Annotated in this window: 19 protein-coding genes; 10 read left to right on the plus strand and 9 right to left on the minus strand. The window is 69.6% G+C overall.

Going from position 1 to position 26,163, the window contains the following annotated elements; translation table 11 throughout:
• Positions 1-6: 6 nt before the first annotated feature.
• Positions 7-1,950, minus strand: a complete 1,944-nt coding sequence (locus tag AC1Q6E_RS12950) for an FAD-binding monooxygenase (RefSeq protein WP_492572877.1) — start codon at positions 1,948-1,950, stop codon at positions 7-9.
• Positions 1,951-2,113: 163 nt separating this feature from the next.
• Between AC1Q6E_RS12950 and AC1Q6E_RS12955 the strand changes: the two genes are divergently transcribed.
• Entirely contained in the window at positions 2,114-3,496 is a 1,383-nt protein-coding gene (locus AC1Q6E_RS12955; RefSeq protein ID WP_152792704.1) for a GntP family permease, read from the plus strand.
• Positions 3,497-3,514: 18 nt separating this feature from the next.
• Here the strand turns inward: AC1Q6E_RS12955 and AC1Q6E_RS12960 are convergent, their stop codons facing one another.
• Both AC1Q6E_RS12960 and AC1Q6E_RS12965 read right to left on the minus strand, forming a co-directional pair.
• Positions 3,515-3,994 (minus strand): hemerythrin domain-containing protein, encoded by a 480-nt coding sequence (locus tag AC1Q6E_RS12960; protein WP_152792703.1) that lies wholly within the window; start codon positions 3,992-3,994, stop codon positions 3,515-3,517.
• Positions 3,995-4,106: 112 nt separating this feature from the next.
• Positions 4,107-5,000, minus strand: coding sequence for a LysR substrate-binding domain-containing protein (locus AC1Q6E_RS12965; protein ID WP_152792702.1), 894 nt, complete (start codon positions 4,998-5,000; stop codon positions 4,107-4,109).
• Between the two features lie 110 nt (positions 5,001-5,110).
• On the opposite strand from AC1Q6E_RS12965, the gene AC1Q6E_RS12970 reads away from it, so the two are divergent.
• Both AC1Q6E_RS12970 and AC1Q6E_RS12975 read left to right on the plus strand, forming a co-directional pair.
• A complete protein-coding gene (locus tag AC1Q6E_RS12970) occupies positions 5,111-6,100 on the plus strand; it encodes a Bug family tripartite tricarboxylate transporter substrate binding protein (protein ID WP_296560695.1) in 990 nt (329 codons plus the stop codon).
• A 22-nt stretch (positions 6,101-6,122) separates the two neighbouring features.
• The gene (locus AC1Q6E_RS12975; RefSeq protein WP_492572878.1) at positions 6,123-7,793 is read left to right on the plus strand and encodes an FAD-dependent monooxygenase; all 1,671 of its coding nucleotides are present in this window, start codon (positions 6,123-6,125) and stop codon (positions 7,791-7,793) included.
• Positions 7,794-7,808: 15 nt separating this feature from the next.
• On the opposite strand, the gene AC1Q6E_RS12980 is transcribed toward AC1Q6E_RS12975, so the two are convergent.
• On the minus strand, positions 7,809-8,591 hold the full coding sequence (locus tag AC1Q6E_RS12980; RefSeq protein ID WP_296560691.1) for an IclR family transcriptional regulator: 783 nt from the start codon (positions 8,589-8,591) through the stop codon (positions 7,809-7,811).
• A 170-nt stretch (positions 8,592-8,761) separates the two neighbouring features.
• Here AC1Q6E_RS12980 and AC1Q6E_RS12985 point away from each other — a divergent pair, with 170 nt between their 5' ends.
• From AC1Q6E_RS12985 to AC1Q6E_RS12995, 3 genes are read left to right on the plus strand one after another with little or no spacing between them, the layout of a single operon-like run.
• Positions 8,762-9,745 (plus strand): tripartite tricarboxylate transporter substrate binding protein, encoded by a 984-nt coding sequence (locus AC1Q6E_RS12985; RefSeq protein WP_492572879.1) that lies wholly within the window; start codon positions 8,762-8,764, stop codon positions 9,743-9,745.
• Between the two features lie 37 nt (positions 9,746-9,782).
• Complete coding sequence (locus AC1Q6E_RS12990) at positions 9,783-10,586, plus strand: enoyl-CoA hydratase/isomerase family protein (protein WP_492572880.1); 804 nt, start codon at positions 9,783-9,785, stop codon at positions 10,584-10,586.
• Complete coding sequence (locus AC1Q6E_RS12995; RefSeq protein ID WP_492572881.1) at positions 10,586-12,670, plus strand: acetate--CoA ligase family protein; 2,085 nt, start codon at positions 10,586-10,588, stop codon at positions 12,668-12,670. The genes AC1Q6E_RS12990 and AC1Q6E_RS12995 overlap by 1 nt, the downstream gene beginning before the upstream one ends.
• A gap of 50 nt (positions 12,671-12,720) precedes the next feature.
• On the opposite strand, the gene AC1Q6E_RS13000 is transcribed toward AC1Q6E_RS12995, so the two are convergent.
• The 4 genes from AC1Q6E_RS13000 to AC1Q6E_RS13015 all read right to left on the minus strand — a co-directional run bounded on the left by AC1Q6E_RS13000 (position 12,721) and on the right by AC1Q6E_RS13015 (position 20,251).
• Positions 12,721-13,662 carry a VOC family protein gene (locus AC1Q6E_RS13000; RefSeq protein ID WP_492572882.1) on the minus strand — a complete coding sequence of 314 codons (942 nt, stop codon included), beginning with the start codon at positions 13,660-13,662 and terminating at the stop codon, positions 12,721-12,723.
• A gap of 34 nt (positions 13,663-13,696) precedes the next feature.
• Positions 13,697-14,533 carry a fumarylacetoacetate hydrolase family protein gene (locus AC1Q6E_RS13005; RefSeq protein WP_492572883.1) on the minus strand — a complete coding sequence of 279 codons (837 nt, stop codon included), beginning with the start codon at positions 14,531-14,533 and terminating at the stop codon, positions 13,697-13,699.
• A 166-nt stretch (positions 14,534-14,699) separates the two neighbouring features.
• Positions 14,700-15,722 carry an amidohydrolase family protein gene (locus tag AC1Q6E_RS13010; RefSeq protein WP_152792696.1) on the minus strand — a complete coding sequence of 341 codons (1,023 nt, stop codon included), beginning with the start codon at positions 15,720-15,722 and terminating at the stop codon, positions 14,700-14,702.
• Between the two features lie 191 nt (positions 15,723-15,913).
• A complete protein-coding gene (locus AC1Q6E_RS13015; RefSeq protein WP_492572884.1) occupies positions 15,914-20,251 on the minus strand; it encodes a DEAD/DEAH box helicase in 4,338 nt (1,445 codons plus the stop codon).
• Between the two features lie 194 nt (positions 20,252-20,445).
• Between AC1Q6E_RS13015 and AC1Q6E_RS13020 the strand changes: the two genes are divergently transcribed.
• Positions 20,446-21,438 (plus strand): tripartite tricarboxylate transporter substrate binding protein, encoded by a 993-nt coding sequence (locus AC1Q6E_RS13020; RefSeq protein WP_492572885.1) that lies wholly within the window; start codon positions 20,446-20,448, stop codon positions 21,436-21,438.
• A gap of 3 nt (positions 21,439-21,441) precedes the next feature.
• On the opposite strand, the gene AC1Q6E_RS13025 is transcribed toward AC1Q6E_RS13020, so the two are convergent.
• Positions 21,442-22,131: a TetR/AcrR family transcriptional regulator gene (locus tag AC1Q6E_RS13025; RefSeq protein WP_492572886.1), complete on the minus strand. Its 690-nt coding sequence runs from the start codon at positions 22,129-22,131 to the stop codon at positions 21,442-21,444.
• 110 nt (positions 22,132-22,241) lie between these two features.
• Between AC1Q6E_RS13025 and AC1Q6E_RS13030 the strand changes: the two genes are divergently transcribed.
• The 3 genes from AC1Q6E_RS13030 to AC1Q6E_RS13040 are packed head-to-tail and all read left to right on the plus strand — an operon-like array spanning position 22,242 to position 26,163.
• The gene (locus AC1Q6E_RS13030; RefSeq protein WP_492572887.1) at positions 22,242-23,258 is read left to right on the plus strand and encodes an HlyD family secretion protein; all 1,017 of its coding nucleotides are present in this window, start codon (positions 22,242-22,244) and stop codon (positions 23,256-23,258) included.
• Positions 23,255-25,027 carry an ATP-binding cassette domain-containing protein gene (locus AC1Q6E_RS13035; RefSeq protein ID WP_152792691.1) on the plus strand — a complete coding sequence of 591 codons (1,773 nt, stop codon included), beginning with the start codon at positions 23,255-23,257 and terminating at the stop codon, positions 25,025-25,027. The genes AC1Q6E_RS13030 and AC1Q6E_RS13035 overlap by 4 nt, the downstream gene beginning before the upstream one ends.
• Positions 25,024-26,163, plus strand: coding sequence for an ABC transporter permease (locus AC1Q6E_RS13040; protein WP_152792690.1), 1,140 nt, complete (start codon positions 25,024-25,026; stop codon positions 26,161-26,163). Before AC1Q6E_RS13035 ends, AC1Q6E_RS13040 begins: the two co-directional genes overlap by 4 nt.

Here is a 26,163-nt window from a genome sequence, read left to right on the forward strand (position 1 = left end):
GTCGTCCTAGCCCGCTTCCACCATGAAGCCGTCGAAGAACCCCGCCAGTTCCGCATGGGCGTCGAGCGGCAGCACGTGGGCGACATATTGGTCGGGCCGCACGATGACCAGGCAGCCGCGCCGGCGGTCGATGCCGCGCATGTCGAAGACGTCCTGGCCGCTCTTGAGGTCGGGGCAGAATATCTTCTCGTAGTCGATCAGGCCGTAGCGTCCCTTGCGCGGCAGCAGGAAGGCAGGCATGGCTTCGAGCGCCAGCGCGCGATGGCCTTGCTGGAAAACGGCGCGCACGTCGATCACGGCGTCGGTATCGGCGCCGGCGGGGGTGTATTTCCTGACCGGCGAGTGCGTTGATTCGGCCAGGAAGCGGCACAAGCCGCCGATGGCCGAGGACGGCTCGGCGGGATCCGCGCCATCGGCGAAGGCGAACACGCGCCAGCGGCCGTCGGCCTTGACCGCGTGGCCCAGGTGCATGGGCTTGGCGTCGGCCAGGCGGATGACCGGCGCGGAGTGCAGGCGCATGCCGATGGCCAGGCCGCGCGCCAGTTCCTGGTGGGTGGGTTCGGCGCTGATGACGGACGGGTAGTAGCGGGTCTCGGTGCCGGCGGTGAAGCGGCCCTGCTTGACGAAGTAGCGCTGGAACTCGGCCGGGTCGATGCCTTCGCTGTCGTCCCTGGATGGATCCCTGGGGGCGGCGCTGAACATCTTGGCGAACTCACGATCGAAGTCGATCAGTTCCTGGGCGACGGTCTGGCGTTCCTTGGAATAGGTATGCAGGATCTGGGGCGTACTCTGGCCACGCAGGACGGAGGCGAGCTTCCAGCCCAGGTTGAAGCCGTCCTGCATCGAGACGTTCATGCCCTGGCCGGCCTTGGGGCTGTGCGTGTGACAGGCATCGCCGGCGATGAACACGCGGGGCAGGCGGGCATGCTCCTCCTGCTCGGGCACGTCGTCGAACTTGTCGCACAGGCGCTGGCCGATCTCGTACACGGACCACCACGCGACTTCCTTCACGTCCAGGGTGTAGGGGTGCAGGATGCGCCGGGCGGCGGCGATCAGGCGGTCGGAGGTGATCTGCCGGCTGGCGACGCGCTCGTTCTCGTTCAGCTTGTCGAGCTCGATGTACAGGCGCACGAGATAGCCGCCCTCGCGCGGGATGATCAGAACGCTGCCTTCGCCGGCCGAGTGGATGGCCGACTTGATGCGGATGTCGGGGAAGTCGGTCACGGCCAGCACGTCCATCACGCCCCAGGCCTGGTTGGCCGATTCGCCGCGCAGCGCGCGGCCGAGCGATTTGCGCACCACGCTGTGGGCGCCGTCGCAGCCGACCGCGAAGCGGGCGCGCACGGTTTCGATCTCGCCTTCGTGCCCGGGGTCGGCGCGTTCGAAGCGCGCCGTGACCGGATGGCTGGGCACGCCGCCGGCAGGGGGGTCCGCGACGGCCAGGTCCAGCAGGCGGCGCGAGTAGTGGGGCTGGAGCCGGGACGGCGCATTGCGCATGGCGTCCAGGTAGAAGTCGTGGACGCGGGCCTGGTTCAGGATCACATGGGGGAACTCGGAAAGCCCGTCTTCGGTGTCCTGGATGCGGCCGCTGCGGACGATGTGGTCGCGCTGGCTGTCGTCCGGTTTCCAGAAGGAGGTCTCGTTGACCCAATAGGCTTCTTTCAGCACCCGCTGGCTGAAGTCGAAGGCCTCGAACATTTCGACCGTGCGGCAGGCAATGCCGTCGGCCTGTCCCAGTTGCAGCGGGCCGGGTTTTTGTTCGACGATGCAGGTCTTGATGTCGGGAAAGGCCGCCAGTTGCGTGGCCAGGGTCAGTCCGGTGGGGCCGCTGCCCACGATCAGGATATCGACCTCCCCGGGCAGCGCGTCGATGCGCGGGCCCGCGGCTTGTCCAACGGGCTCGGAGATCCCGGGGTCGCCGGGTTTGAACCCGTTCAGATGGAATTGCATGGCATGTCGGATCCGGCAAGATGACCGTGCCATTATCTCAGCTATCCATGGCGCCGGGCGCCCCCGCCGGCACGGGGGAGGGGCCTCCCCCCGGGGCGGTTTCGTATAGACTGGGCAGCGGCGCAAGATCTTTCCTACGGCTCCCGACATCCACAGGAAAACCATGACCCACAACGACATCCAGCTCCTGGTGGCCGCCTTGATCAGCGTGCTGGCGCTGGTCGGACTCATCGTGTCGCGGCTGCGGCTGCACCCCCTGCTGGCCCTGCTGGTGGTGTGCGTGGGCGTGGGGTTCGCCACCGGCATGTCGCCCGACACCCTGGTCAAGGCCATCACCAACGGGGCGGGCAAGACCCTCGGGGCGGTGGGCGTCGTCATCGCCCTGGGCGCGATGCTGGGCAAGGTCCTGGCGGACACGGGCGTCACGGACGGGCTGGCCGGGGTCATCCTGGAGAAGGCCTCGCCATCCAGCATCCCGTGGGCCATGGCGCTGGTGGCCTTCATCGTCGGCATCCCGATGTTCTTCGAGGTGGGGCTGGTGGTGCTGCTGCCGCTGATCTTCAGCGTTGCGCGCAAGTTGGAGGAGCGCAAGGCCATCAACGGCTCCGCCTATGTCTACGTGGGGGTGCCGGTGATCGCCGCGCTGGCGTCCATGCATGGCATGGTGCCGCCGCACCCCGGGCCGTTGACCGCCATCGCCACGCTCAAGACCAGCGTGGGCGCCACCATGATCTACGGCTTCATTGCGGCGATTCCTTCCATTGTGCTGGGCGGCCCGGTCTACGCCCGCTTCATCGCGCCGCGGCTGGCGGTGCGTCCGGACCAGGCGCTGGTGGACCAGTTCTCGGTGGGCCGGGCGGATCCCGGGCGCCCGGTCGGGATCGGGCTGGGGGTGCTGGTGGCCTTGTTGCCGGCCATCCTGATGCTGGTGCATGCGCTGGCCGAAATGCTGGTGCCCAAGGCCTCGTTCGCGTTCAAGCTGGCGGCCTTCCTGGGCAATCCCATCATCGCGATGCTGATCGGCGTGCTGTTCGCGGCCATCGTGCTCGTCTACGCGCGGCAGGGGGATGCCGAGAAGCTGCGCGATTCCCTGGGGGCCAGCCTGAAGCCGGTGGCGGGCATCCTGCTCATCATCGCGGGCGGCGGGGCGTTCCAGCAGGTGCTGACCGATGCCAGGGTGGGCGATGCCATCGTGCACCTGACCCAGGCCTTTTCGCTGCCGCCGCTGGCGCTGGGCTGGATGATCTCCATGCTGCTCTCGGTGTCCACCGGCTCGGCCACGGTGGGTATCGTGGGCGCCGCGGGCCTGCTGGCGCCCCTGGCCGGCGCGGACCCCACCCTGAACCTGCCGCTGTTGGCCCTGTCGATCGGCTGCGGTTCGCTGTTCTTCAACTACGCGAACCATGCCGGCTACTGGATGGTGAAGGAGTCCTTCGGCATGAGCATGGGCGAGGCCACGAAGACGATTTCCGTGGTGCAGTCCATCGTGGCCGTGGTCGGCCTGGTCATGGTGCTGCTGATGAACCTGCTGCCGCCGCTGGCGTAGCGCGGCGGTTTTCCCGCTTTACGTCTTGCGCCGCAGGACGATGGGCTTGCCGCCATAGGCGCGCTTGCTCATCCAGGCGGCCAGCGCCGCGTCCAGGTAGTCGGCGTGGCCGGGGAACCATTGGAACAAGTGCAGGGCGAAGTCGTGCACCAGCGCCACGTCGGCCTGGCCGCTCAGGAACAGTTCGCGCACCTCGCGGGTGGATTTCATCACGGCTTCGTGTTCCTGCACGTGGCAGTCGGACGGCGGAAATTCGGTGGTGCGCATCCACTCTTCTTCCTGGCCGAAGTGCGCTTTCACGTGTTCCTCGAACGCGTCCAGCGCGGCGGGCGCGGAATCCTGGGTACAGGTCAGCAGGCGGAACGCGACGTCGTAGAACTCCTTGTGCGACTCGTCCATGGGGTGGAAGCCGAGCAGCCGGGCATCGGACCAAAGGAAACTGGTGTCGCTTTCCGGGCGAGGGGCGCTGTCGTCGCGCAAAGTCGGTTCTTGCTTCATGGGTCTTCTGGGTTATATCGACAAGCAGGTGAACATGGTACCCCGCTTTTGCGGGGGGCCCTTGTCCGCACGGACCTCCGGCCAGCGGGCCATGCGCGGATGACGCCAGCGGTCACATCGAGACCGCCACGCGTTCGAACAGGGTGGACAGATGGGCCGCCGCCGGCGTCAAGGGCACGCCGGCGCGAGAGATCTGCACGATGTCGGGGCCCTCGATATGTTCGCGCACGGGTATGGATTCGATCACGCCATCGAACAGCCGGGCCTGCAGCCACTGCCGCGGCAGCATGGCCAGCGCGTCGGTAGAGCTGAGCAGCGCGGCGACGCCCACCATCGATTCGGCCTGGGTCATGGGCACGGGCGGGGGCAGGCCCTGGCTGGCGAAGGCATCCTCGAATTCCGCCTCGACCCGTTCGCGCACACCGGTCAGTATCCAGTCCTCGCCGACCAGCTCCGCCAGGCTCGTGGCATGGCGCCGGGGATGGCCCTTGCGGCCCACGACCACCCGGTCGTTGTGGAACAGCAGATCCACCTTGTAGCCATCGCCGATGGCGCGCGCGGGCCGGGGGCCGATGAAGAAATCCAGGGTGCCGTCCTGCAAGCGGCCTTCCAGCATGGAGAAGAAGCCTTCCACCATGCGCAGCCGCACACCCGGATATTTCTTGCGGAAACCCTGGTGCGCCTGGGCCGCCATGGCCAGCCAGACCGCGCTGGACAGGCCGACGGTGACGGTGCCCGAGGGGGTGCCCAGCAACTGCGCGACTTCCTCGCGGCCGCGCTGGAGTTCGGCCATGGCGGCGTGCGCGCGGCCATAGAAGGCCTGGCCGATGGGGGTCAGGACCACCCCGCGCGCGTGTCTTTCGAGCAGGGGGGTGCCCAGTTCGCCTTCCAGTTCGCGCAGGCTGCGGGTCAGGGCGGGCTGGGCCAGGCCCAATGCCCGCGCGGCGCCGCGCACGCTGTGCGCGTCGGCGATGGCGACGAAGTCACGTAGATGATGCAGTTTCATGTCGATAACGCCCAGGTATCGATGGGAGGATTTTGCCATCTTTCTGTTAGCGCTGTCCTTACCTAGACTCGTCTCCCACAACAAGCACCACAACAATCCCACGGAGACCCATGATGATGACCCTACCCAGATTCGCGGCGGCCCTGCTCTGTGCCTTGGCATGGCAGCCAATGACTGCCGGCGCGGCGCAGCCCGACGCCTTTCCTTCCCGGCCGGTGCGGCTGCTGAGCCCGTTCCCGGCGGGCAGCGGACCCGACGCCGTGGCCCGCATGGTGGGCGAGCAGGTGTCCAAGGACTGGGGCCAGCCCGTCGTGGTGGAACCCCGGCCGGGCGGCAACGGCTTCATCTCGATGGAAGCCGTGCGCCGCGCGGCCGCCACCGGCTACGACCTGGGCGTCGTCGACGTGGGCCACATGGCCATCAATCCCAGCCTGTTCCGCAAGCTGCCCTACGACCCCGTCAAGGACTATGTCCCGGTCGGCGGACTGTATCGGACGTCGTTCTTCGTGGTGGTTTCCGGGGGCAGCCCGATCAAGTCGGTGTCCGAGCTGGTCGCGGCGGCGCAGGCCTCGCCGGGCAAGGTGACGTACGGTTCGTGGGCGGTCGGCAGTCCCGGCCACCTGGGCGCCGCGCAGGTGGAGGCGGCCACGGGCACGCAGATGCTGCACGTGCCGTTCAAGGACACCGCGCAACTGTATGCGGCCGTGGCCAACGGCGATGTGACCTGGGCGCTGGGCTCCTATGCCACCGCCGGCGCCTTGATCCAGGCCGGCAAACTGCGGGTGCTGGCGGTGGCCGACGGGCAGCGTTCGTCGGCGCTGCCCGAGGTGCCCACGCTGGAAGAGGCGGGCGGCCCGCGCGGCGTGGATGCCTCCACCTGGGTTGCCCTGGTGGCGCCGGCCGGCACGCCGGCCGAACGGGTGGACGCGATCTCGCGCGCGGTGCGCGCGGCGCTGGAGGTGCCCGAGATCAAGACCAAGATGGCCACGTTCGGATTCGTGCCCGCAGCCGTTCCCGGCACGGCCGTGTCCGAGTGGATGCGCAAGGACACGCCCCGCTATGCCGAGATGGTGCGGCGCACGGGGGCGACGACGGACTGAAGGACGCCTCATCGTGAACACCATGCAGACAGAAGTCGCCATCGTCGGCGGCGGCCCGGCCGGCCTGATGCTGGCCATCGAACTCGGGTGCCGGGATATCCCCTGCGTGCTCCTGGAAGAGGATGCCGATCCGCCGGCCTTTCCCAAGGCCAACGCGACCTCGGCCCGGACCATGGAGCACTATCGCCGGCGCGGTTTTTCCGACGAGATCCGGGCCCTGGGCCTGCCGTTGGACTATCCCCAGGACGTGGTCTATTGCACACAGCTGGCGGAGCACGAACTGGCGCGTTTCCGGATCCCGAGCCGCGGTGACGCGGCGCGGCGCGGCGAGGCCGGATCGGGCGATACCGGGGACTACGGCAGCGATGCGTGGCCCACGCCCGAGCTGCCGCACCGGGTGCAGCAGATGCTGATCGAGCCGGTGCTGCGCAGGCGCGCGGCGGTGTATCCGAGCGTGCGGCTGTGCCTGGGCCAGCGCGCGGTGGCCGTGGAGCAGGACGAACAGGGTGTCACCGCCATGGTCGAGCCTGAAGGCGGAGGTCCGGCGTGGCGGCTGTCGGCGCGCTATCTCGTCGGATGCGACGGCCCCCGCAGCCTGGTGCGCAAGTCGCTGGGCGTGGGGTACTCCGGACAGGGCAGCGAGCAGCGCGATTTTTTCGGCGGCCAGATGCTGTCCATCTACTTCCGGTCCAGGCGGCTCTACGACGCGATCGGCAAGCAGCCCGCCTGGCAATACTGGGCCGTGAACGCGCGCCAGCGCGGGCTCCTGATCGCCGTGGACGGCATCGAGACCTTCCTGCTGGCCGTCCAACTCGCCCCCGGGCAGTCGCCCGGCGACATCGATCCGGTCGCCACCGCGCATGCCGTGGTGGGCAGGGAGTTCGACTTCGAGCTGATCGACCGCCTGCCGTGGGTGGCCGGCTACACGCTGGTGGCGGACAGGATGGGCGCGGGCCGGGTGTTCCTGGCGGGCGATGCCGCCCACCTTTTCACCCCCACCGGAGGGATGGGCTACAACACCTCGATCGACGACGTGGTGAACCTGGGCTGGAAACTGGCGGCGGTGATCCGCGGCGAAGCACCGCCCGCGCTGCTGGACAGCTACGAGCGCGAGCGCCGGCCCATGGCGCTGCGCAATACGGCCTTCGCGCGCCGCATGGCGGACAGCATCGGCAATCTGCGCGCCGGCGCGGACATCGAGGCGGCCGGCGAGGCCGGCGCCCGGGCGCGGGCGGAACTCGGCCGCCAGCTCGCCGCGCACGTGGCCAGCGAGTTCAACATCCCGGGCCTGCAACTGGGCGTACGCTACCTGGACAGTCCCATCGTCGCGGCCGAGTCCGGCCCCGCTTCCCACGACGATCCGAATCGCTACGAACCCCTGGCCTTGCCGGGATCGCGCGCGCCGCATGCCATCGTGCGGGGCAAGGTGTTGTTCGACCTGTTCGGGCGCGATTTCACGCTGCTTGCCTTCGGCGCGCTGCCGGCGTCCGAGCGCGAGGCGTGGCGCGCGGCGGCGGACGAGTGCGGCATCGGCCTGGAGGTGCTGGAGGTCGACGATGCCGCCGTTCGCGTGCTTTATGGCGCGGAGCGCGTATTGATCCGGCCGGATCACCATATCGCCTGGCGGGGAATCGCGGGGGCCGATGCGCGGCCGCTGCTGGCGGGGGCCCTGGGCAGGGCGCGGATGCGCTGACCGCCGGCGCGGACATCACGGCGCGAACGCGTCGTCCTCGACGGCTTCGCGTATTTCCTCGGCCAGGGCCAGCAGCGGGGCCGCCAGGGACCGGGCGGTGCTGGCCAGCGGCTCGCTGGTCGAGGTGCTGACATTGAGCGCGTAGACGTCGTGGCCGATGCGCAGCGGCGTCGCCACCGCCACCACCTCCGGCTGCCACGCCGCGGCGCAATAGCCCCGCGCGCGCACGCTGTTGCCCGCTTCGCCGATTTCCCGGGCCAGGGCCGGCCAGTTCCGGCCACGCCGCCGCTTGAACGCTTCCAGCAAGGGTTTGAGCTGCGCCTCGCTCAGCGTCGCCAGATACGCGCGTCCCAGCGAGGTCAGCTCCATGGGCACGCGCTGTCCCGAGACGACGTGCCGCAAGGCCGCGCGGCGCGCATAGCGTATCGATTCCAGGTAGACCATGTCGTCGCGGTCCGGCGCCGCCAGTCCCACGTTGATCCGCTTCGCCTCGGCCAGGGCCCGCATCCGGGGCGCGGCCAGTTGCAGCACGCGCGACCCGGTGCGCATCGCATGCGCCAGGCTGAGCACGGCGGGGGCGAGCCGGTAGGCCCGGCTGTTGCCGTCGAACTGGAGCAGGCCGGTGCGGACCAGTGTCTGGGTGAGCCGGCTGACGGTGGATTTCGACAGTCCGCTGCGTTCGGCCAGTTCCGTGTTGCCCAATGTGGCCGACCCCGGGCGGAATGCCCGCAGGATTTCGGCGCCCCGTTCGAGCGAGCGGTTGGTGGGCGATCGTCCTGGTTTGCGTGGACCTTCCACGGGTTGTCTCCGTTGGCGCGCTCGGCATCGATGGAAATTTTGTTCCACTCCTTGGAATTTCGCAAATGCGCGTCGAGGGCATCGCGCCTAACCTTTCGCCCTGGCAGGCAAGCCTTGCCGACGAGAACGATCCACCCGGCGCGAACGCCGAGGTCCTACAGGAGACGACGATGTCCGATTCAACCAGGAGCATGGCGGCGCGCCGCCATGTGCTGGGACTGCTGGCCGGCATGTTGCTGGCCGGCAATGCCGCGTGGGCGGCCTATCCCGAACGCCCCATCCGCCTGATCGTGCCGTTCTCGCCGGGCGGTGGAACGGACCTGATCGCGCGCACGCTGGGCGCGGAGATGGGCAAGGACCTGGGCAAGCCCATCGTCGTGGAGAACAAGCCCGGCGCCGGCACGATGATAGGCACCGATGCGGTCGCCAAGAGTCCGGCCGATGGCTACACCATCCTGATCGCCTCGTTCGCCCATGCGGTCAATCCCAGTCTCCAGCCCAGGCTGCCGTACTCGCACGAGACGGCGTTCGCGCCGGTCATCCTGATCGGCGCGGGCCCCAACGTGCTGGTCGTCCGTGCCGAGAGCCCCTACAAGACGATGGCGGACCTGTTGGCGGCCGCCAAGGCCAATCCGGGCAAACTGACCTATGCATCGCAGGGCATCGGGACCTCCGCCCACCTGGCCGGCGAGATGTTCAGCAACCTGGCCAAGGTGGAGCTGACCCACGTGCCCTACAAGGGGGCGGGTCCGGCGATCACGGACGTGCTGGGTGGGCAGGTGGACATGATGTTCGGCACGGCGGCGGCCACGTCGGGCTATGTGGAAAGCGGACGGTTCCGCGCCCTGGGCGTGACGAGCGCCAAGCCTTCTCCTTCCTTCGAGGGCGTGGCGCCGATCGGGGACACCGTGCCCGGCTACGTGGTCGAGAGCTGGTACGGGTTGTACGTGCCGGCCGGAACGCCCGCCGAGATCGTCGATCGCCTGAACAAGGCGGCCAGGGGCGCGGCGCGAAGCGCGGAGTTCCGGGAGAAGGTCGAGAAGGAAGGGCTGGGCATCCGCGCGGGCGATCCGGCCGAACTCGATGCCTACGTGGCGGCGGAAGAGAAGCGCTGGCGCAAGGTCGTCCGGGAAAACCATCTCAAGCCCAATTGAGCGGCCGCGCGCTGCATGCAAGGATGCGGGAATCACCATGACTTATTCATTGATATCGATGCGGGTCGAAGACTCGATCGCGACGCTGACGCTGAACCGGCCCGAGAAACGCAATGCGATCAGCGACGCCATGCGCACCGAACTGATCGATGTGCTGGAGCACGTCGCGGCCGACCGAGGCATTCGCGCGCTGGTGCTGACCGGCGCCGGCAAGGGCTTCTGCGCGGGAGGCGACATCGCCGGCATGGAGCGGCGCATGAATGCCCCCACGGGCGAGATCGCCTTCAACGGCTGGCACCGCCAGCAGCTGGTGCACCACGCCCAGGCCTTGCTGCACACCATGCCCAAGCCGACCATCGCCGCCGTCAACGGCGCGGCGTCGGGGCTGGGGGCCGATACCGCCCTGGCGTGCGACTTCATCGTCGCCAGCGAATGGGCGAGCTTCTCGTGGTCCTACATTCATCGCGGCATCGTGCCGGACGGCGGCGGCATGTATTTCCTGCCCCGCCGCGTGGGCCTGCCGATGGCCAAGGCCCTGATCTTCAGCGGGCGCAAGGTGGATGTGGACGAGGCGGCAAGCCTGGGCATCGTCGACAGGCGGGCCTCGGCCGAGACCCTGGTGGCCGAGGCCCAGGCCTGGGCGGCGGAGCTGAGCCGGGGGTCGGCGACGGCGCTGGCGTTGAGCAAGACCATCCTCAACCAGGCCTTCGAACTGCCGGCCGCGCAGGTCTTCGCCCAGGGCAGCCAGGCCCAGGGCATCTGCTACACCAGCAGCGAGCACCGCGAGGCCGTGATGGCTTTCCTGGACAAGGCGGCGGGCGGGTCCCGGGGGCAGGCTTGATGGACGCCATCTCCCGTCTTCTCAATCCGCGCAGCGTCGCGGTGGTCGGGGCCTCGGCCGACGCGGGCAAGACCGCTGGCCGTCCCGTTTCCTATCTGCTCAAGCACGGATACCGGGGGCGCATCCTGCCGGTGAATCCGAAGGCGAGCCATATCGGCGAGCTGCCTTGCTACGCCGAGGTGGCGGCCTTGCCCGAGGTGCCCGACGTGGGCATCGTCCTGCTGGGCGCGGAGCGGGCGCACCTGGCCGTGCGCGAGCTGGCGGCCCGCGGTACCGCCGCGGCCATCGTGCTGGCCAGCGGCTACACCGAGACCGGCGGCGAGGGCGCGCGCCGGCAGGAGCAGTTGCTGGCGGCGGCGGGCGGCATGCGCATTCTCGGCCCGAACACCATCGGACTGGTCAACCTGACCGACCGCATCGTGTTGTCGGCCAGCGGCGCGCTGGAGATGGAGGACTTCGAGGTGGGGCCGGTCGGCGTGGTCTCGCAGAGCGGGGGGATCCTGGGGGCGCTGCTGTCGCGGGCCAACGCGCGGGGCATCGGGCTGTCGAAGCTGGTATCGACCAGCAACGAGGCCGACCTGGACCTGGCCGATTTCGTCGACCATCTGGCCGGCGACGACGCGACGCGCGTGATCGCCCTGTACGTGGAGACGATCAGGCGTCCGGAGAAATTCCGGGCGGCCGCGATGAAGGCCGCGCGCGCCGGCAAGCCCGTGGTCGCGTTCAAGATCGGCCGTTCCGAGGCGGGCGCGCGGGCCGCCATCTCGCACACGGGAGCGATGGCGGGAGCCGACCGGATGTACGACGCCTTCTTCAGGCAGGTGGGCGTGATACGCGCCCGGACTTTCGACGAGCTGCTGGACATTCCTTCGGCGCTGGCCACGGGGCGGCGCCTGGCGGGCAGGCGCGTGGCCATACTGACCTCGACAGGCGGGGCGGGAACGCTGGTGTCCGACGAACTGGGCATGGCGGGTTTCGAGGCGCCGCCGCCCGACGGTCCGACCGCCGAGGCGCTGCGCGCATTGCAGACGGGCGACCACGCGGTCTTGGACCGCAATCCCATCGACGTTACGCTGGCCGGCCTGAAGCCGGATCTCCTGAAGGGGGCGATCCGGGTATTGCAGGGCAGTCCGAGCTACGATGCCCTGGTCGTCATCGCCGGTTCGTCCAGTCTGGCCATGCCGGAGTTGATGGCGGGCGCCATCCGCGACTGCCTGGCCGATTCGCCCAAGCCCGTGATCGGCTTCGTGAGCCCGCATGCGCCCGAGGTGGCGCGCGCGCTGACCCGGCATGGCGTGCCCGCGTTCGCCGCCGCCGAGGGCTGTGCCGCCGCGCTGCGTGGCATGTCGGAGGCCGGCGCGCGGGACGGCGGGGAGGCGGACGAAGGCGGCCTGCCACCCGGCACGGTCGAGGGCCTGCCCCGCGGATCCCTGGACGAGCACGAGGCCAAGCGCCTGTTCGCCCGGTTCGGCATTCCGTGCGTGCGGGAGTCGGTCGTGGACGGGCCCGCGCAAGCGGAGCGGGTGGCCCGCGAACTGGGCGGACGCGTGGTGCTCAAGATGCTTTCCGCCGCCATCACGCACAAGAGCGACGTGGGCGGCGTGGCGGTCGACCTGGCGCCGGAGGCCGTGGGAGCGCGCCTGGCGTCCATGGCGCGGGAAGTCGAATCTCGTGCCGGCATCCGGCCCGAGCGCTATCTGGTCCAGGAGATGGTGGGACCGGGCGTGGAACTGATCCTGGGCATGCGCCGGGATGCGCTGGGGTACGCCATTCTCCTGGGCATGGGGGGCATCGCTGCCGAGCTTTTCAACGACACGAGCCTGCGCATGCCGAGGCCGGGCAGGGCCCTGGACCGGCGGGAGGCCGCCGACATGGTGCGCGAGCTGAAAGGCTGGCCGCTGCTGGATGGGTTCCGGGGCCGGCCGCCGGCCGACGTGGAGGGCCTGGTGGACGCGATCGTGGCGTTCTCGGAGATGGCCGCGCAACTGGGGGACAGGCTGGTCGAAGCCGAGATCAACCCCGTGTTCGTGCTGCCGCGCGGGCAGGGGGTGCGGGCCGCCGACGGGGTGGCCGTCCTGGCTTGACGGGGGCCACAAGCGACGTGCCGATCGTATCGACCGGCACGCATGCCGGATCAGGCCTCGGTGTTGTGGATGAAGTCCGGCGGCACGTCCGGTCCCCATTGATACAGGCTGTCCGCGGGCGGGAAATCCCCCGAGGGCCATGCATGTCCGGCCGAGATGTAGTCGATGTCGGCCGAGAACTCGCAGTACGAGCCCCATGGGTCGCGCACGTAGTGGAAAAAATTCGATCCCAGCACGTGCCGTCCCGTCCCCCATCCGCGCGTGTAGCCCGCGGCGGCCATCTGCGCCGCGCCCTGGCCGACCTGGTCGATGCTGGCCACGTCCCAGGCCGCGTGGTGCCAGCCGCGCGCCGAACTGCGCGCGAAGGCGACCAGATGGTGATCGCAGCCGTGCGGGGCGTGGGTGAAGGCGATGCCTTCGCCGGACCGGTCGGACAACCTCAGGCCCAGCGTTTCTTCATAGAAGGCCAGCGCGCGCGAGACGTCGGGCGTGAACAGCAGCACGTGGGACAGGCGGCGCGGGCGGACCTGCGCGACCTGGCTGCGGAAGCGGGCGCCGCGCGCGTCGGCCCCCACGTGGACGTTGTCGAGCGGGCTCTTGGCGTCCGGCGTGATCTTGGGGCCGGCCTTGACCTGGATCAGGTTGCCGTCCACGTCGTGGAACCAGACGCCTTCGGCGGTGGCGCGCGGCGCGTCGGCGGTCATCGCGACACCGGCCTGGTCCAGGCGGGCGCGGATGGCCGCCAGGTCGTCGGCATGGCAATTGAAGCTGAGATAGGCCAGCGCCTTGCGCGGGCCCGCGTGGATGCGCGCCGAGACGTGTCCGTCCCGTGCCCGCAGCGCCAGGCCATCGCCTTCGCTTTCTACCGCGAGGCCGAAGGCTTCGTGGAAATGGCGGGCCACGGCCAGGTCCGGTACCGTCAGCGCGTAGTGGTCGATGGAATGCACCGCGGCTTGCCGGGCGCCCGCGCCATGCTGGGTCTGTGTGCTCATGAGTCTCCTCCGTCGTGCGGCCGTGGCCGGACGTTCAGGCTTCGTCGGTGATCGGGTTGCGCAGGGGGGCAAAGCCGGTCACCGATACCTCGCAGACGTCGCCGGCGCGCATCAGCAGCTTGGGCGTGCGGGCCCAGCCTATGCCGGCGGGGGTGCCGGTGACGATGACGTCGCTGGGTTCCAGCGTGATCGCTTCGCTGATGACGCTGATCAGCGTGGGGATGTCGAAGATCATGTCGTCGGTGCTGGCCGATTGGACCACTTCGCCGTTCAGGCGGGTTTCCAGGCGCAGGCCGCGCGCCGCGGGCGGCACTTCGCTGGCGGTGACGAGTTCCGGGCCGAAGGCGCCGGTGGCGTCGAAGTTCTTGCCCACCGTCCATTGCGGGGACAGGAACTGGTATTCGCGCACGGAGCCGTCGTTGAACAAGGCATAGCCGGCGATGCAGTCGAGCGCGTCTTGCTTCCTGATGTGCCGGCCGCCACGCTTGAGCACCACCGCCAGCTCGCCCTCGAAGTCCAGGGAGTCGGACACGCGCGGGCGGACGATGGGCTGGCCGTGGCCGACCAGGCTGGTGTCGTAGCGCGGAAAGATGGTGGGGTAGGCGGGCTGCTCGTACTTGCTTTCCTTGGTGTGGTCCGCGTAGTTGAGCCCGATGCAGAAGATCTTGGCGGGATGTTCGACGATGGGCAGGTAGGCGACGTCGGCCTCGTCCAGCAGCTTGCCGCCGCCGCGGGTGCTGGCGTACGTTTCGAGGTCGGTGCCGGCGGCCAGCAGGGATTCGATCGATTCCTCGCCCAGGATCCGGATCTTGTTGCCCTCGCGGGTGCCGAGGTAGGGGGTGCCGTCGTGGAGGAAGCGGACGTAGCGCATCGGGGATTCCTGTCTCTATTGTGGGGGCGCGCGGGAAGAATGAGCGCGCCCTTGTGCCCGATGCAAGCGTAAGGGGGTGAAGCGATGGAGAAAAGATGGCGGGTTTGCCCCACCGATACCTGACAGGTATAGGTCGGCGGGGCAGGGATCCCGGAGGAAGCGCGGTTTACAGTCCCCGTGCCTTCAGTTGAGCATCCAGGCGCGGATAGACCCGGCGCGCGTTCAGTTCGAACACCTTGCGCTTGTCTTCGGCCGGGATGTCCAGCGCATCGATGTAGCGCTTGGTGTCATCGAAGTAGAAACCCGTCTGCGGATCGATGCCGCGCACCGCGCCCACCATTTCCGAGCCGAACAGGATGTTGTCGACGTCGATGACCTCGAACATCAGGTCGATGCCGGGTTGGTGGTACACGCAGGTGTCGAAGTAGACGTTCTTCATTACGTGCTCGGCCAGCGGCGGGCGCTTGAGCATGTCGGCCAGCCCGCGGTAGCGGCCCCAGTGGTAGGGCACGGCGCCGCCGCCATGGGGGATGATGAAGCGCAGCGTCGGGAAGTCGCGGAACAGGTCGCCTTCGATGAATTGCATGAAGGCGATGGTGTCGGCGGCCAGGTAGTAGGCGCCGGTGGCGTGCATCGCGCAGTTGCACGAGCCCGAGACGTGGATCATGGCCGGCACGTCCAGTTCGACCATCTTCTCGAAGAACGGATACCACGAGCGGTCGGTCAGCGGCGGGGCGCTGAAGCTGCCGCCCGAGGGGTCGGGGTTGAGGTTGCAGCCGACGAAGCCCAGCTCGGTCACGCAGCGCTCGAGCTCGGCGATGGAGCTGGCGATGGACACGCCGGGAGACTGCGGAAGCTGGCAGACGCCGATGAAGGTCTCGGGGTACAGGTCGATGACGCGCTTGATCAGGTCGTTCGAACGGCGGGCCCAGACCTGGCTGACGTTCTCGTTGCCGACGTGGGGCTCCATGGCGGAGGCGCGGGGCGAGAAAATGGTCATGTCGGCGCCGCGTTCGCGCAAGAGGCGCAACTGGTTCTGCTCGATGGTCTCGCGGATCTGGTCGTCGGAGATATCGGGATAGGCCGGGTCGATGTCGCCGCCGGCCTTGAAGTTGGCCTTCTGCTGGTCGCGCCATTGGTTGTGGGCGGCGGGCGAGGTCGTGTAGTGACCGTGGCAATCGATGATCATGCTGCGCAATTCCTGTGTGACGAAGGATGGCGTCGGCCGCGGCCGCGGGGCCATCGATGGGGGAGAATCAGGACGGCGCGGGGCCGCCTACGCAACGCGCAATTGTAGCCGCTTGCCCCCGGGCGATACCCGCTGTTTTCCGCATTTCTGCTTTTCGTGTTTGAGCGATTGGGCGTGTGTGGGAGATCGTTTCAGCGCCGCGCCACCAGGGCCACGCGCAGTCGTTCGCGTTCCTCGGATGCGGCCTCGACCAGATAGCGGATGTCGCCCGCAACGGCGGCGGCCACGGGCAGTCCGTCGCGGTAGAGCACACGGTTGCCCGCCAGCGCGGGAATCTTTTCCCCAGGTAGCAGCGTGCCGGCCAGGTTCAGCGGATCGGCCGCCGAGACACAGGCCAGTACGCCGCCCACGTCGCGGCGCCGGATGCCGCGCAGCAGCGGGATGGCCTCGGGCAGCGCGAACTGTTCGCCCGCCAGGCCGGCCACGAAGCGGCCGCCCCGCACGTCGCCGCGGGCCTCCAGGCGGTGGAGTACGGGCAGCAGTTCGCGCCACGGCGGCAGCCAGTGGGCCTCGCGTTCCAGCAGGCGCCAGAACACGACGCCGTAGCGGCGCAAGAGGACCTGGGCGATGTGCTCCAGAACCTGCGGATCCGTGCGCTGGCGCTTGCCGGGTGCCACGGGTGCGGGGGCGGCGGACCGGCGCAGCAGCGCCCAGCGGCCGGCCTGGTCCATCTGGTTCAGGGCCGCGCCGTGGCGCGAGCGCCGCCGCTGGTGGGCGGTGCGCTGGGACGCGGGGACCAGCAACGCGCGCAGGCCGGCGTAGCTGTCGGCGTTGGCGGCACCCGCCGCGACCAGTTCGCCCAGCGCGGTCTCCAGTTCGTTGGGCAGCAGGCGAGTGTCGCCCAGCAGTTCGTCGAAGAACATCGCGCCATGGCTGGCCAGCGCGTCATGGACCCGCCGCGCGCGCGGCGACAGCTCGGCCTGGTGGTCCGGCGGCACCAGCGCCTGCCAGGGGCCCAGATGGCGTCGCGGCAGCAGCACCATGGGGGTGGCGCGCACCGGGCTAGCCGCGGCCTTGCCCTGACCGGCCAGGCGCATCCAGACCGCCTTGCCGGCCTGGCTCAGGTCGTCCAGCCAGCCGGGGGAATAGGCCTCCAGCCGCGCCGGCAGGATGTCCGCTTCCCAGGCGCCGGCGGCGGCCTCGTAGCCCTCCAACTGGTCGATGATCTGCGGCAGCGAGCCGGGTCCGTGCAGCCGGGCCTCCGGCGCGACGTGCTGCCATTCCAGCAGGAAGCGCATGAAGTCCTGCCGTTCGACCGGCTCGATCTCGCGGCGCAGGCGCTTGATGGTGTAGCGGTGGATACGGGCCAGCAGGTGCCGTTCGCACCATTCTTCTCCCCGCGCCTGCGGATGGAAGCGGCCGCGCATGACATAGCCCTCGGCTTCCAGCCGGGCAAGCGCCACGGCCACGTCGGCCTCGGGCAGCAGGAGATCCGCGGCGATGCGCGGCAGTTCGAGCGGCCCGAATCCGGTCAGCCGCGCGCGTACGACTTCGACCAGGGCGGTGTCGGCCTCCCACGGTTCGTCGCAGCCGGCGGGCAGGGCGATTTCCGGTTCGGCGCAGGCGCCGGGATACAGGGCGCGCACGCAGGCCATGCGTTCGACCGGCACCCACAGGGCCGCGTCCGGTCCCACGCGCAGTTGCGCTGCCCGGCCTTCCCGCGCCAGCGTGGCAAGCCAGTCCCGCCAGCCGTCGTTGGCGGCTGCCTCCGCCGCGGTCACGCAGGCCAGGCTCGCCAGGGCTTCCTGCATTTCATCGGCGCCGCGCACTTCCGGCCAGGCTTCGGCGGCCACCGCCGCGATGGCGCCGGCGTCCAGCGCCCCCAGGTCGTCCGCCGACTCCGGATCCGTCCAGCGGCGCGCCATCACGGCCTGCGTGCGGCGCTCCTCCAGCGGCGCGTCGTCCAGGAAGGCGTAGGGCCGCGCGCTCAGTATCTCCATGGCCAGCGGCGACGGGGTGGGCAGGTCGCGCGCCACCAGCTCGATTTCCTGCTTCTCGATCCGGCGCAGCAGGTCGAGCCAGCCTTCGGTGTCCATCGCCTCGTGCAGGCAGTCGCCGATGGTCTGCGCGACCAGCGGGTGGTCGGGAATCTCGCGTTCCCCGACCACGTTCTCCAGGCAGGCGGCCTGGTCGGGGAAGACCGCGGCCAGCAGGTCGTCGCTTTTCATGCGCTGCAACTGCGGCGCGACCTTGTGGCCGCCCACGTAGCGCGGCAGCGCCAGCGCGGTAGTGGCGTTCCAGCGCCAGCGCACGTTGAACAGCGGCGCGTCCAGCAAGGCCTGCACCAGCAGGTGCTCGGCCGTGTTCGAGCGCAGGTAGCGCCAGACTTCGTCCAGCGGGAAGCTGTGGCTGGTGGACAGCGACAGCACGATGGCGTCCTCGGTGGCCGCGGCCTGCAGCTCGAAGTTGAAGCTGCGGCAGAAGCGCTTGCGCAGGGCCAGGCCCCAGGCGCGGTTGAGCCGGCTGCCGAAGGGGGAGTGCACCACCAGCTGCATGCCACCCGATTCGTCGAAGAAGCGCTCCATGACCAGGGTGTCATGGGTGGGCAGCCGGCCCAGCGCCGCCTTCGCGCGCGCCAGGTATTCGACGATCTGGCGCGCCGCCGACGCGTTCAGGCCGATCTCGTCCATCAGCGCCTGGACGGCGCCTTCGATGTCGGGCGCCGCCTGCCCCGGGCGCGCCAGCAGTTGTTCGACCCGGGCGCGCAGGCGCGAGACGCCGGCCGAGAGCTCGTCGCTGCGGCCGGGCGCCTCGCCCAGCCAGAACGGAATGCTGGGGGCGGCGCCGTGCGCGTCCTCCACGCGGACGCGGCCAGCTTCCACGCGCAGGATGCGGTAGGACGTATTGCCCAGCTGGAAGACGTCGCCGGCCAGGCTTTCGACCGCGAAGTCCTCGTTGACCGTGCCGACCATCAGCCCTTGCGGTTCCAGCAGCACGGTGTAGTCGGCGTTGTCCGGGATGGTGCCGCCCGAGGTGACGGCCGTGAGCTTGCTGCCGCGCCGTCCGCGCAGGGCGCCGGCGACCCGGTCGCGGTGGATGTACGCTGCCCGCACGCCCTGGCGGCCGGTGTAGCCCTCTGCCAGCATGCGCAGCACGGCGTCGAACACCGGGCGTTCCAGGTCCGCATAGGGCGCCGCGCGGCGCACCAGCGCGTACAGCGCTTCTTCGCCCCACTCCTGGCAGGCGACCTCGGCCACCAGTTGCTGGGCCAGCACGTCCAGCGGCTGGACGGGAACGCGCAGGGCGTCCAGTTCGCCGCGCCGCACGCAGTCCAGGAGCGCCGCGCATTCGATCAGTTCGTCGCGCGAAGTGGGGAACAGGCGCCCTTTGGGAATCCCGCCCACCTGGTGGCCCGAGCGGCCCACCCGTTGCAGGAAGGCGGAGATCGTCCGCGGCGAGCCGACCTGGCAGACCAGGTCCACGTCGCCGATGTCTATGCCCAGTTCCAGCGAAGCGGTGGCGATCAGCACGCGCAGTTCGCCGCGTTTGAGCCGCTGCTCGGCATCGAGCCGGTGTTCCTTGGCGAGGCTGCCGTGGTGGGCGGCCACCGCCTCCTCGCCCAGGCGATCGGCCAGGTGCCGGGCGGCCCGTTCGGCCATGCGGCGGGTGTTGACGAAGACCAGCGTGGTGCGGTGCTGCGCCACCAGTTCGGCCATGCGGTCGTAGACCCGGTCCCAGACGTCGGTGGCCATGACGGCCTCCAGCGGGACGGGGGGGAGTTCCAGGTCCAGGTCGCGGCGCCGCGCATGGCCGATGTCGACGAGTTCGCAGGCGTCCGCGTGGGCCGGGCCGGCCAGGAAGCGGGCCACCGCCGACAGCGGTTTCTGCGTGGCGGACAGTCCGATGCGGACCGGCCGCGTGCCGCACAGGGCGTCCAGCCGTTCCAGCGTGAGGGCCAGGTGACTGCCCCGCTTGTTGCCCGCCAGGGCGTGGATCTCGTCCACGATCACGCTGCGCACGCCGGAGAGCATGCGGCGCCCGCTGTCCGAGCCCAGCAGCACGTACAGCGACTCGGGCGTCGTCACCAGGATATGGGGCGGGCGCTTGCGCATCGCCTGCCTGGCCTGTGGCTCGGTGTCGCCGGTGCGCACGGCGGCGCGGATGCCGGGATCGGGCAGGCCCAGGCGTTCCAGTTCCGTGGCGATGCCTTCGAGTGGCGCTTGCAGGTTCAGGCGGATGTCGTTGGACAGCGCTTTGAGCGGCGAGACATATACCACCATGGTGGCGTCCGGCAGCGCGCCGCCGGCGTCCACGCCCATCCGCACCAGTTCGTCGATGGCGGCCAGGAAGGCAGCCAGTGTCTTGCCGGAACCGGTGGGGGCCGCCACGAGCGTCGAGCGGCCGCCGCGGATGGACGGCCAGGCGCGGCGCTGGGCCTCGGTCGCCGAGCCGAAGGACCGGCGGAACCACGCGGCCACGGCCGGATGGAAGCCGTGCAGCGCGTCGACGGGGTGGCGGGCGATGGTCATGCCCGACTATATGGGGCCGGCAGCGCGCATCGCAACCACGCGCCCATAACGTGACTCATGGGCATCTACCAGTTCAACGTTTCCTAGAAAACCCTAACTGTTTATAAAAACATACTATATGTGTGTTAGAGTGCGCGCAGAAGCCGTGGACCGGCAGCGGTGGGCGGCCAAGAACATCGTCAGGAGACACAAGCATGAAAGGCGTCCTTTTCCCATCGAGGTTTGCGTTCGCCGTGACGCTGGCGCTGGCGGCCGCGACGGCTCACGGGCAGGCTGCGGGCAAGGCGGAGGGCGGCTATCCCTCCAGGCCCGTCCGGATCGTGGTGCCGTATACGCCGGGCACGAGTGCCGATGCCCTGGCCCGGCTGCTGTCCGATAAGCTCGCGGCGCGGCTGGGCCAGAGCGTGGTGGTCGAGAACCGGCCCGGCGCGGCCGCGGCCATCGGCACGGCCTACGTGGCCAAGGCCCCGCCGGACGGCTACACGCTGATGATGTCGTTGAACACGCACGTCATCACGCCGGCTTCGCGCAAGACGCCCTACGACCCGGTCAAGGATTTCGCGCCTATCGGGCAGATCGCTTCCGGCCAGATGCTGGTGCTGACGCATCCGTCGACGCCGGCCAGGACCTTTCCCGAGTTTGTCGCCTACCTGAAGAAAATGGGCGACGACGCCAGCTACAGCTCGCCCGGCCCGGGCTCGACCACCCATTTGTATTCGCTGGTGCTGCAGGACATGCTGGGTACCAGGATGCGCCACATTCCCGCCAATGGCATGGGCGTGGCGGCCATGGACGTCATGCAGAACAGTTCGACCATGCTGATCAGCACGGTCGAGGCGTCGCGCGCGAACGTGGCATCGGGCAAGCTCAAGCCAATGGCGCAGACCGGCAGGCTGCGTTCGCAACTGGTGCCCGACCTGCCCACCGTGGCCGAGTCGGGCTACCCTGATTACGACCTGTCCATCTGGGTGGGCATGTATGCCCCGGCGGGCACGCCCAAGGCCATCGTCCAGCGCCTGCATGACGAGGTTGGCGCCATCATGGGGACGCCGCAGATGCGCAAGGACTTGCTGGAGAAGGGGTACGACGTCGTGCTGACTTCGCCTGAGGAATTCGCCGAGCTGAATCGCAAGGAGTTCGCGCGCTGGAAGGACGTGGTCGCGCGCCACGGCCTGCAAGGGGAATAGGTCCTAGCGCGCCTTGCGCGTGGACCGGCGGCGGGGGCGCGCGGCGACGATGGCATCCAGCCCCGCGAACGCATAGATCTTCAGGTGCGCGGCCAGGTCCGCGGCCGGCTGCTGGAACAGCGCCTGGATGGGGCTGTTCATGTCGCGATGGACGATCAGCAGCACCATGCAGGGCGCCATGACGCTCAGCACGCAGCGGGTCAGCGCCGGGTCCCCCGCGGGGAGGCCGGTGATCTCGCCGATGATGGCGCTGATGAGCCCGAATTTCGGCAGGGCCTCGGCCTCGACGATACTGGCCAGGTGGGGGGAGGGGGCAAGTACCTCGCGAGCCCACAGGCGGATGTGCCAGCTGTCGGCATTGAGCAGGCTGGTGGTCAGGCCATCCAGGAATGCTTCCAGCTTGCGCCGCGGGGGCTGGGCGCTGTGCGCCAGGCGCGCCAGATAGTCCAGACTGACCAGATGCTTGTGGACTTCCTTCAATAACGCCAGATAGAGGCCGTCGCGGCTGCCGAAATGGTAGTTGACCGCCGCCATGTTGCATCGTGCCCGCTCGCAGATGGCCTTGCTGGTGGTGTCGGCGTAGCCGCGCTCGGCGAACAGCTGTCCGGCCGTCTCCAGGATACGGGCGCGGGTGGTCTCGCCATCCATGCGCGGAGAGCGGACGGGTATCGACGGTCGGGAGGTGACGGCCATGCGGGAAGGTGCCGGGATCGGGGCGGGCGAGTGGATACGTAAAAATCATACATCAAATTGAAATTTGAGTTATATAATTTGCCGACCGACGGTTTCCAAGGGCGGCGGCGATGAAGAAGGTGCTGGTTGGGGGCGTGCTGGTGGCGATGGTGCTCGCGGGGGCGGCATGGTATGTCCTGCGCCCGGCGCCGGCCCGGGATGGCCTGACGCTCTACGGCAACGTCGATATCCGGCAGGTGGCGCTGGCGTTCGACGGTAGCGACCGAGTGGCCCAGATGCGGGTGGAGGAAGGCGACCGGGTCAAGGCGGGGGAGGTGCTGGCGGTGCTGGACGGCCGCTCGCTGCGCCTGCAGGAGGCCCAGGCCCGTGCCCGTATCGCCGTGCAGGAGCAGGCGCTGCTGCGATTGCGCAACGGCACCCGGCCCGAGGAAGTGGCCCAGGCGCAGGCGCAGGTGGCGTCGGCCCAGGCCGAAGCCGAACTGGCGGAGCAGCAGCTCGCGCGGCTGCGGGGCATAGCCGCGAATACCGCCGGACGCGGCGTCAGCCAGCAAGACCTGGACAACGCCGAGTCGCGCCTGCGGGTGGCGCGCGCGCAATGGGACAATCGCAGCAAGGGGCTCCAACTGGCGCGGGTGGGACCGCGCAAGGAAGACATCGCGCAGGCCGAGGCGCAGTTGGAGGTCTCGCGGGCCGAGCAGGCGCTGATCGCCTACCGTCTGGAACAGACCGAACTGAGGGCGCCTGCCGACGCCGTCGTGCGCGCCCGGCTGCTCGAACCCGGCGACATGGCCTCGCCCCAGCGGCCCGCCTATACGCTGGCCGTGACCGATCCCAAATGGGTGCGTGTCTATGTGTCGGAGCCTCAACTGGGCCACGTCCGGCCCGGCATGGCGGCCGACATCGTCACGGACAGCCAGCCCGGCCAGCCCATCGCGGGACGCGTCGGCTACATCTCGTCGGTGGCCGAATTCACGCCCAGGAATGTGCAGACCGAAGCGTTGCGGACCAGCCTGGTCTACGAAATGCGCGTGATCGTGGACGACCCGCAGGACCGGCTCCGGCTGGGCATGCCGGCCACCGTGCGCATCGCGCCGGACCGGCAGGGCGAAGGAGCGCCGGGCAGATGAGCGCGGCGGCCGTCGTCGTGGCGCGCGGTGTGCGCAAGCGTTTTCCCGCCGCGCGCGGCGGGCGCGAGACCGTGGCGCTGGACGGCGTCTCGCTGGAGGCGCCCGCCGGCGCGCTGACCGCGCTGGTCGGGCCGGACGGGGCGGGCAAGACGACCTTGTTGCGCCTGGTCGCGGGCCTGATGCGGGCCGAGGGGGCGCTGCGGGTGCTGGATATCGACGTCGCCGCGGATCCGCAGGCCGTGCAGGACCGCATCAGCTACATGCCCCAGCGCTTCGGCCTGTACGAAGACCTGAGCGTGCAGGAGAACCTGGACCTGTATGCGGACCTGCATGGCGTGTCCCGGGAGCAGCGGCGCGGGCGCTACGCCCGTCTGTTGGAGATGACCGATCTTGGCCGCTTCACCGCCCGCCTCGCGGGCAAGCTGTCCGGCGGCATGAAGCAGAAGCTGGGGCTGGCCTGCACGCTGGTCCGGTCGCCCGAGTTGTTGTTGCTGGATGAGCCCACGGTGGGCGTGGATCCCTTGTCGCGCCGGGAGCTGTGGCAGATCGTCCAGCAACTGGTCGACGACGAACGCCTGTCCGTGATCGTCAGCACTACCTACCTGGACGAGGCCGAACGCTGTGCCCGGGTGTTCGTGCTGCATGAGGGCAGGCTGCTCGCGCAGGGCCGGCCCGAGGACATCCGCCGCCCCGCGCACGGGCTGTGTTTCGTGACGGCGCCACGCCCGGGGGAGCCAGCCCGGCTGCTGCAGGCCCGGCTGCTCGACGACACGGCCAGGATCATCGATGCCGTGCCCCAGGGAGGGGAGGTGCGCGTGATCCGGCGCCCGGCGGCCGGCGAGGCGTCTTCTCAGGGACCGGAGCAGGCGTTGGCCTGGCGGCCTGCGGAGGCCAGGCTGGAGGACGGCTTCATGGTGCTGTTGCGGGAGCGCCAGCCGGCGGAGGGCGCGGCGTCGCCGCCCTTGGCCACGACCATGCGGTCGGCGCCCGCCGACAACGAAGCGATCATCGAAGTCCGCGACCTGGTGCGCAAGTTCGGCGATTTCGTCGCCGTGGACCGCACCAGCTTCAGCGTGACGAAGGGCGAGATATTCGGCCTGCTCGGCCCCAACGGCGCGGGCAAGACGACGACCTTCCGCATGCTGTGCGGCCTGCTGCCCGCCAGCAGCGGGTTCCTGCGGGTGGCGGGCGTGGACCTGCGGACCGCGCCGGCGCGGGCCCGGCGCCGCGTCGGCTACGTGTCGCAGCGGTTCGCGCTGTACGGCAACCTGAGCGTCATGGAGAACCTGACGTTCTTCGGCAGCGCCTACGGCCTGCACGGAGAACGCTTGCGCGCGCGTATCGGGGTGGTGCTGGCGCAGTTCGGCCTGGAAACCCAGGCGCAGGAGGCCAGCGGACGCCTGCCCGGCGGCTACCGGCAGCGGCTGGCGATGGCGGTAGCCTTGCTGCACGAGCCCGACATCCTGTTCCTGGACGAACCCACCAGCGGCGCCGATGCGCTGGCGCGGCGCGAGTTCTGGCGCCGGATCACGACGCTGGCCGCCGGCGGCACCACCATCGTCGTGACGACGCATTTCATGGAAGAGGCGGAGTACTGCGACCGCATCGTCATCCAGGATGCCGGGCGGCTGCTGGCGCTGGGTACGCCGGAGCAGGTGCGCCGGCAGGCGGGCGAGACGGATGCGCGCCGCCTGAACATGGAAGAGGCGTTCATCGGCATCGTCGAGCACAGCCGCCGGCGCGAGGGCGAGGCGGAGGCCGTGGCATGAGTGCGCGGCCATCCGGCGGCTTCTGGCGCCGCCTCGTCTCGCTGACCCGCAAGGAGGTGCGCCAGTTGCTGCGCGACCGCGCCAACCTGATGATGGGCATCGCGCTGCCCATCGTCCTCATCCTGATCTTCGGCTACGGGTTGTCGCTGGACGTGAAGAACGCGCCCGTGGCGGTGGTGCTCGACGATGCGTCGCCGGTCGCGCGCGACGTGGTGGCGGGCCTGTCGACGCCGGGCTATCTGGCGCCCCGCGTGGTCGGCTCGGCACACGAGGCCTACGCCCTGATGCGCGCGCGCGACGTGGACGCCGCCGTGCTGGTGCCGGCGGACTTCTCGCGCCGCCTGGCCGCCGGCGAGGCGCAGGTGCAGGTCCTGCTGCAAGGCGCGGACGCCAGCCGCGCGACGATGATACGCGGCTACGTCGCCGGCGCGCTCGCGTCGTGGAGCCAGAAGCGGGCCGATCGCGGCGAGGCCGCGCGGCCGGCCGCGGGCCAGGTCCAGGTGGTCGACCGCATGTGGTTCAACGCCGCCAACACCAGCACGTGGTACCTGGTGCCCGGGCTGATCGTGCTCATCATGACGCTGGTGGGGGCCTTCCTGACGGCGCTCGTCATGGCGCGCGAGTGGGAGCGGGGCACCCTGGAGTCGCTGTTCGTCACGCCGGTGCGGCCGGTGGAGGTGCTGCTGGCCAAGATCATTCCCTATTTCTGCGTAGGGCTGATCGGGTTGGCGCTGTGCCTGGCCGCGGCGGCCTTCCTGTTCCAGGTGCCCATGTACGGATCGCTGCTGGTCCTGCTGTTCAGCGCCATGCTCTATCTGCTCGTCGCGCTGGGCATAGGCCTGGTGATCTCGTCGGTGACCAGGAACCAGTTCCTGGCCAGCCAGGTGGCCTTGATCGCGAGCTTCCTGCCGGCCCTGATGCTGTCCGGCTTCATGTTCGACCTGCGCAACGTGCCCACGGCCATCCGGGTCATCGGGCAGATCCTGCCCGCCACCTATTTCATGGAGCTGATCAAGTCCCTGTTCCTGGCCGGGAACAACTGGCCGCTGATCGCCAGGAACTGCGCCGTCCTGGCGGCCTACGCCATCGTGCTGCTGGGCGTGGCGCGGTTCGTCACGCGCAAGCGACTGGACTGA

The sequence above is a fragment of the Pigmentiphaga sp. MLSB6-MA01 genome (assembly GCF_058793475.1).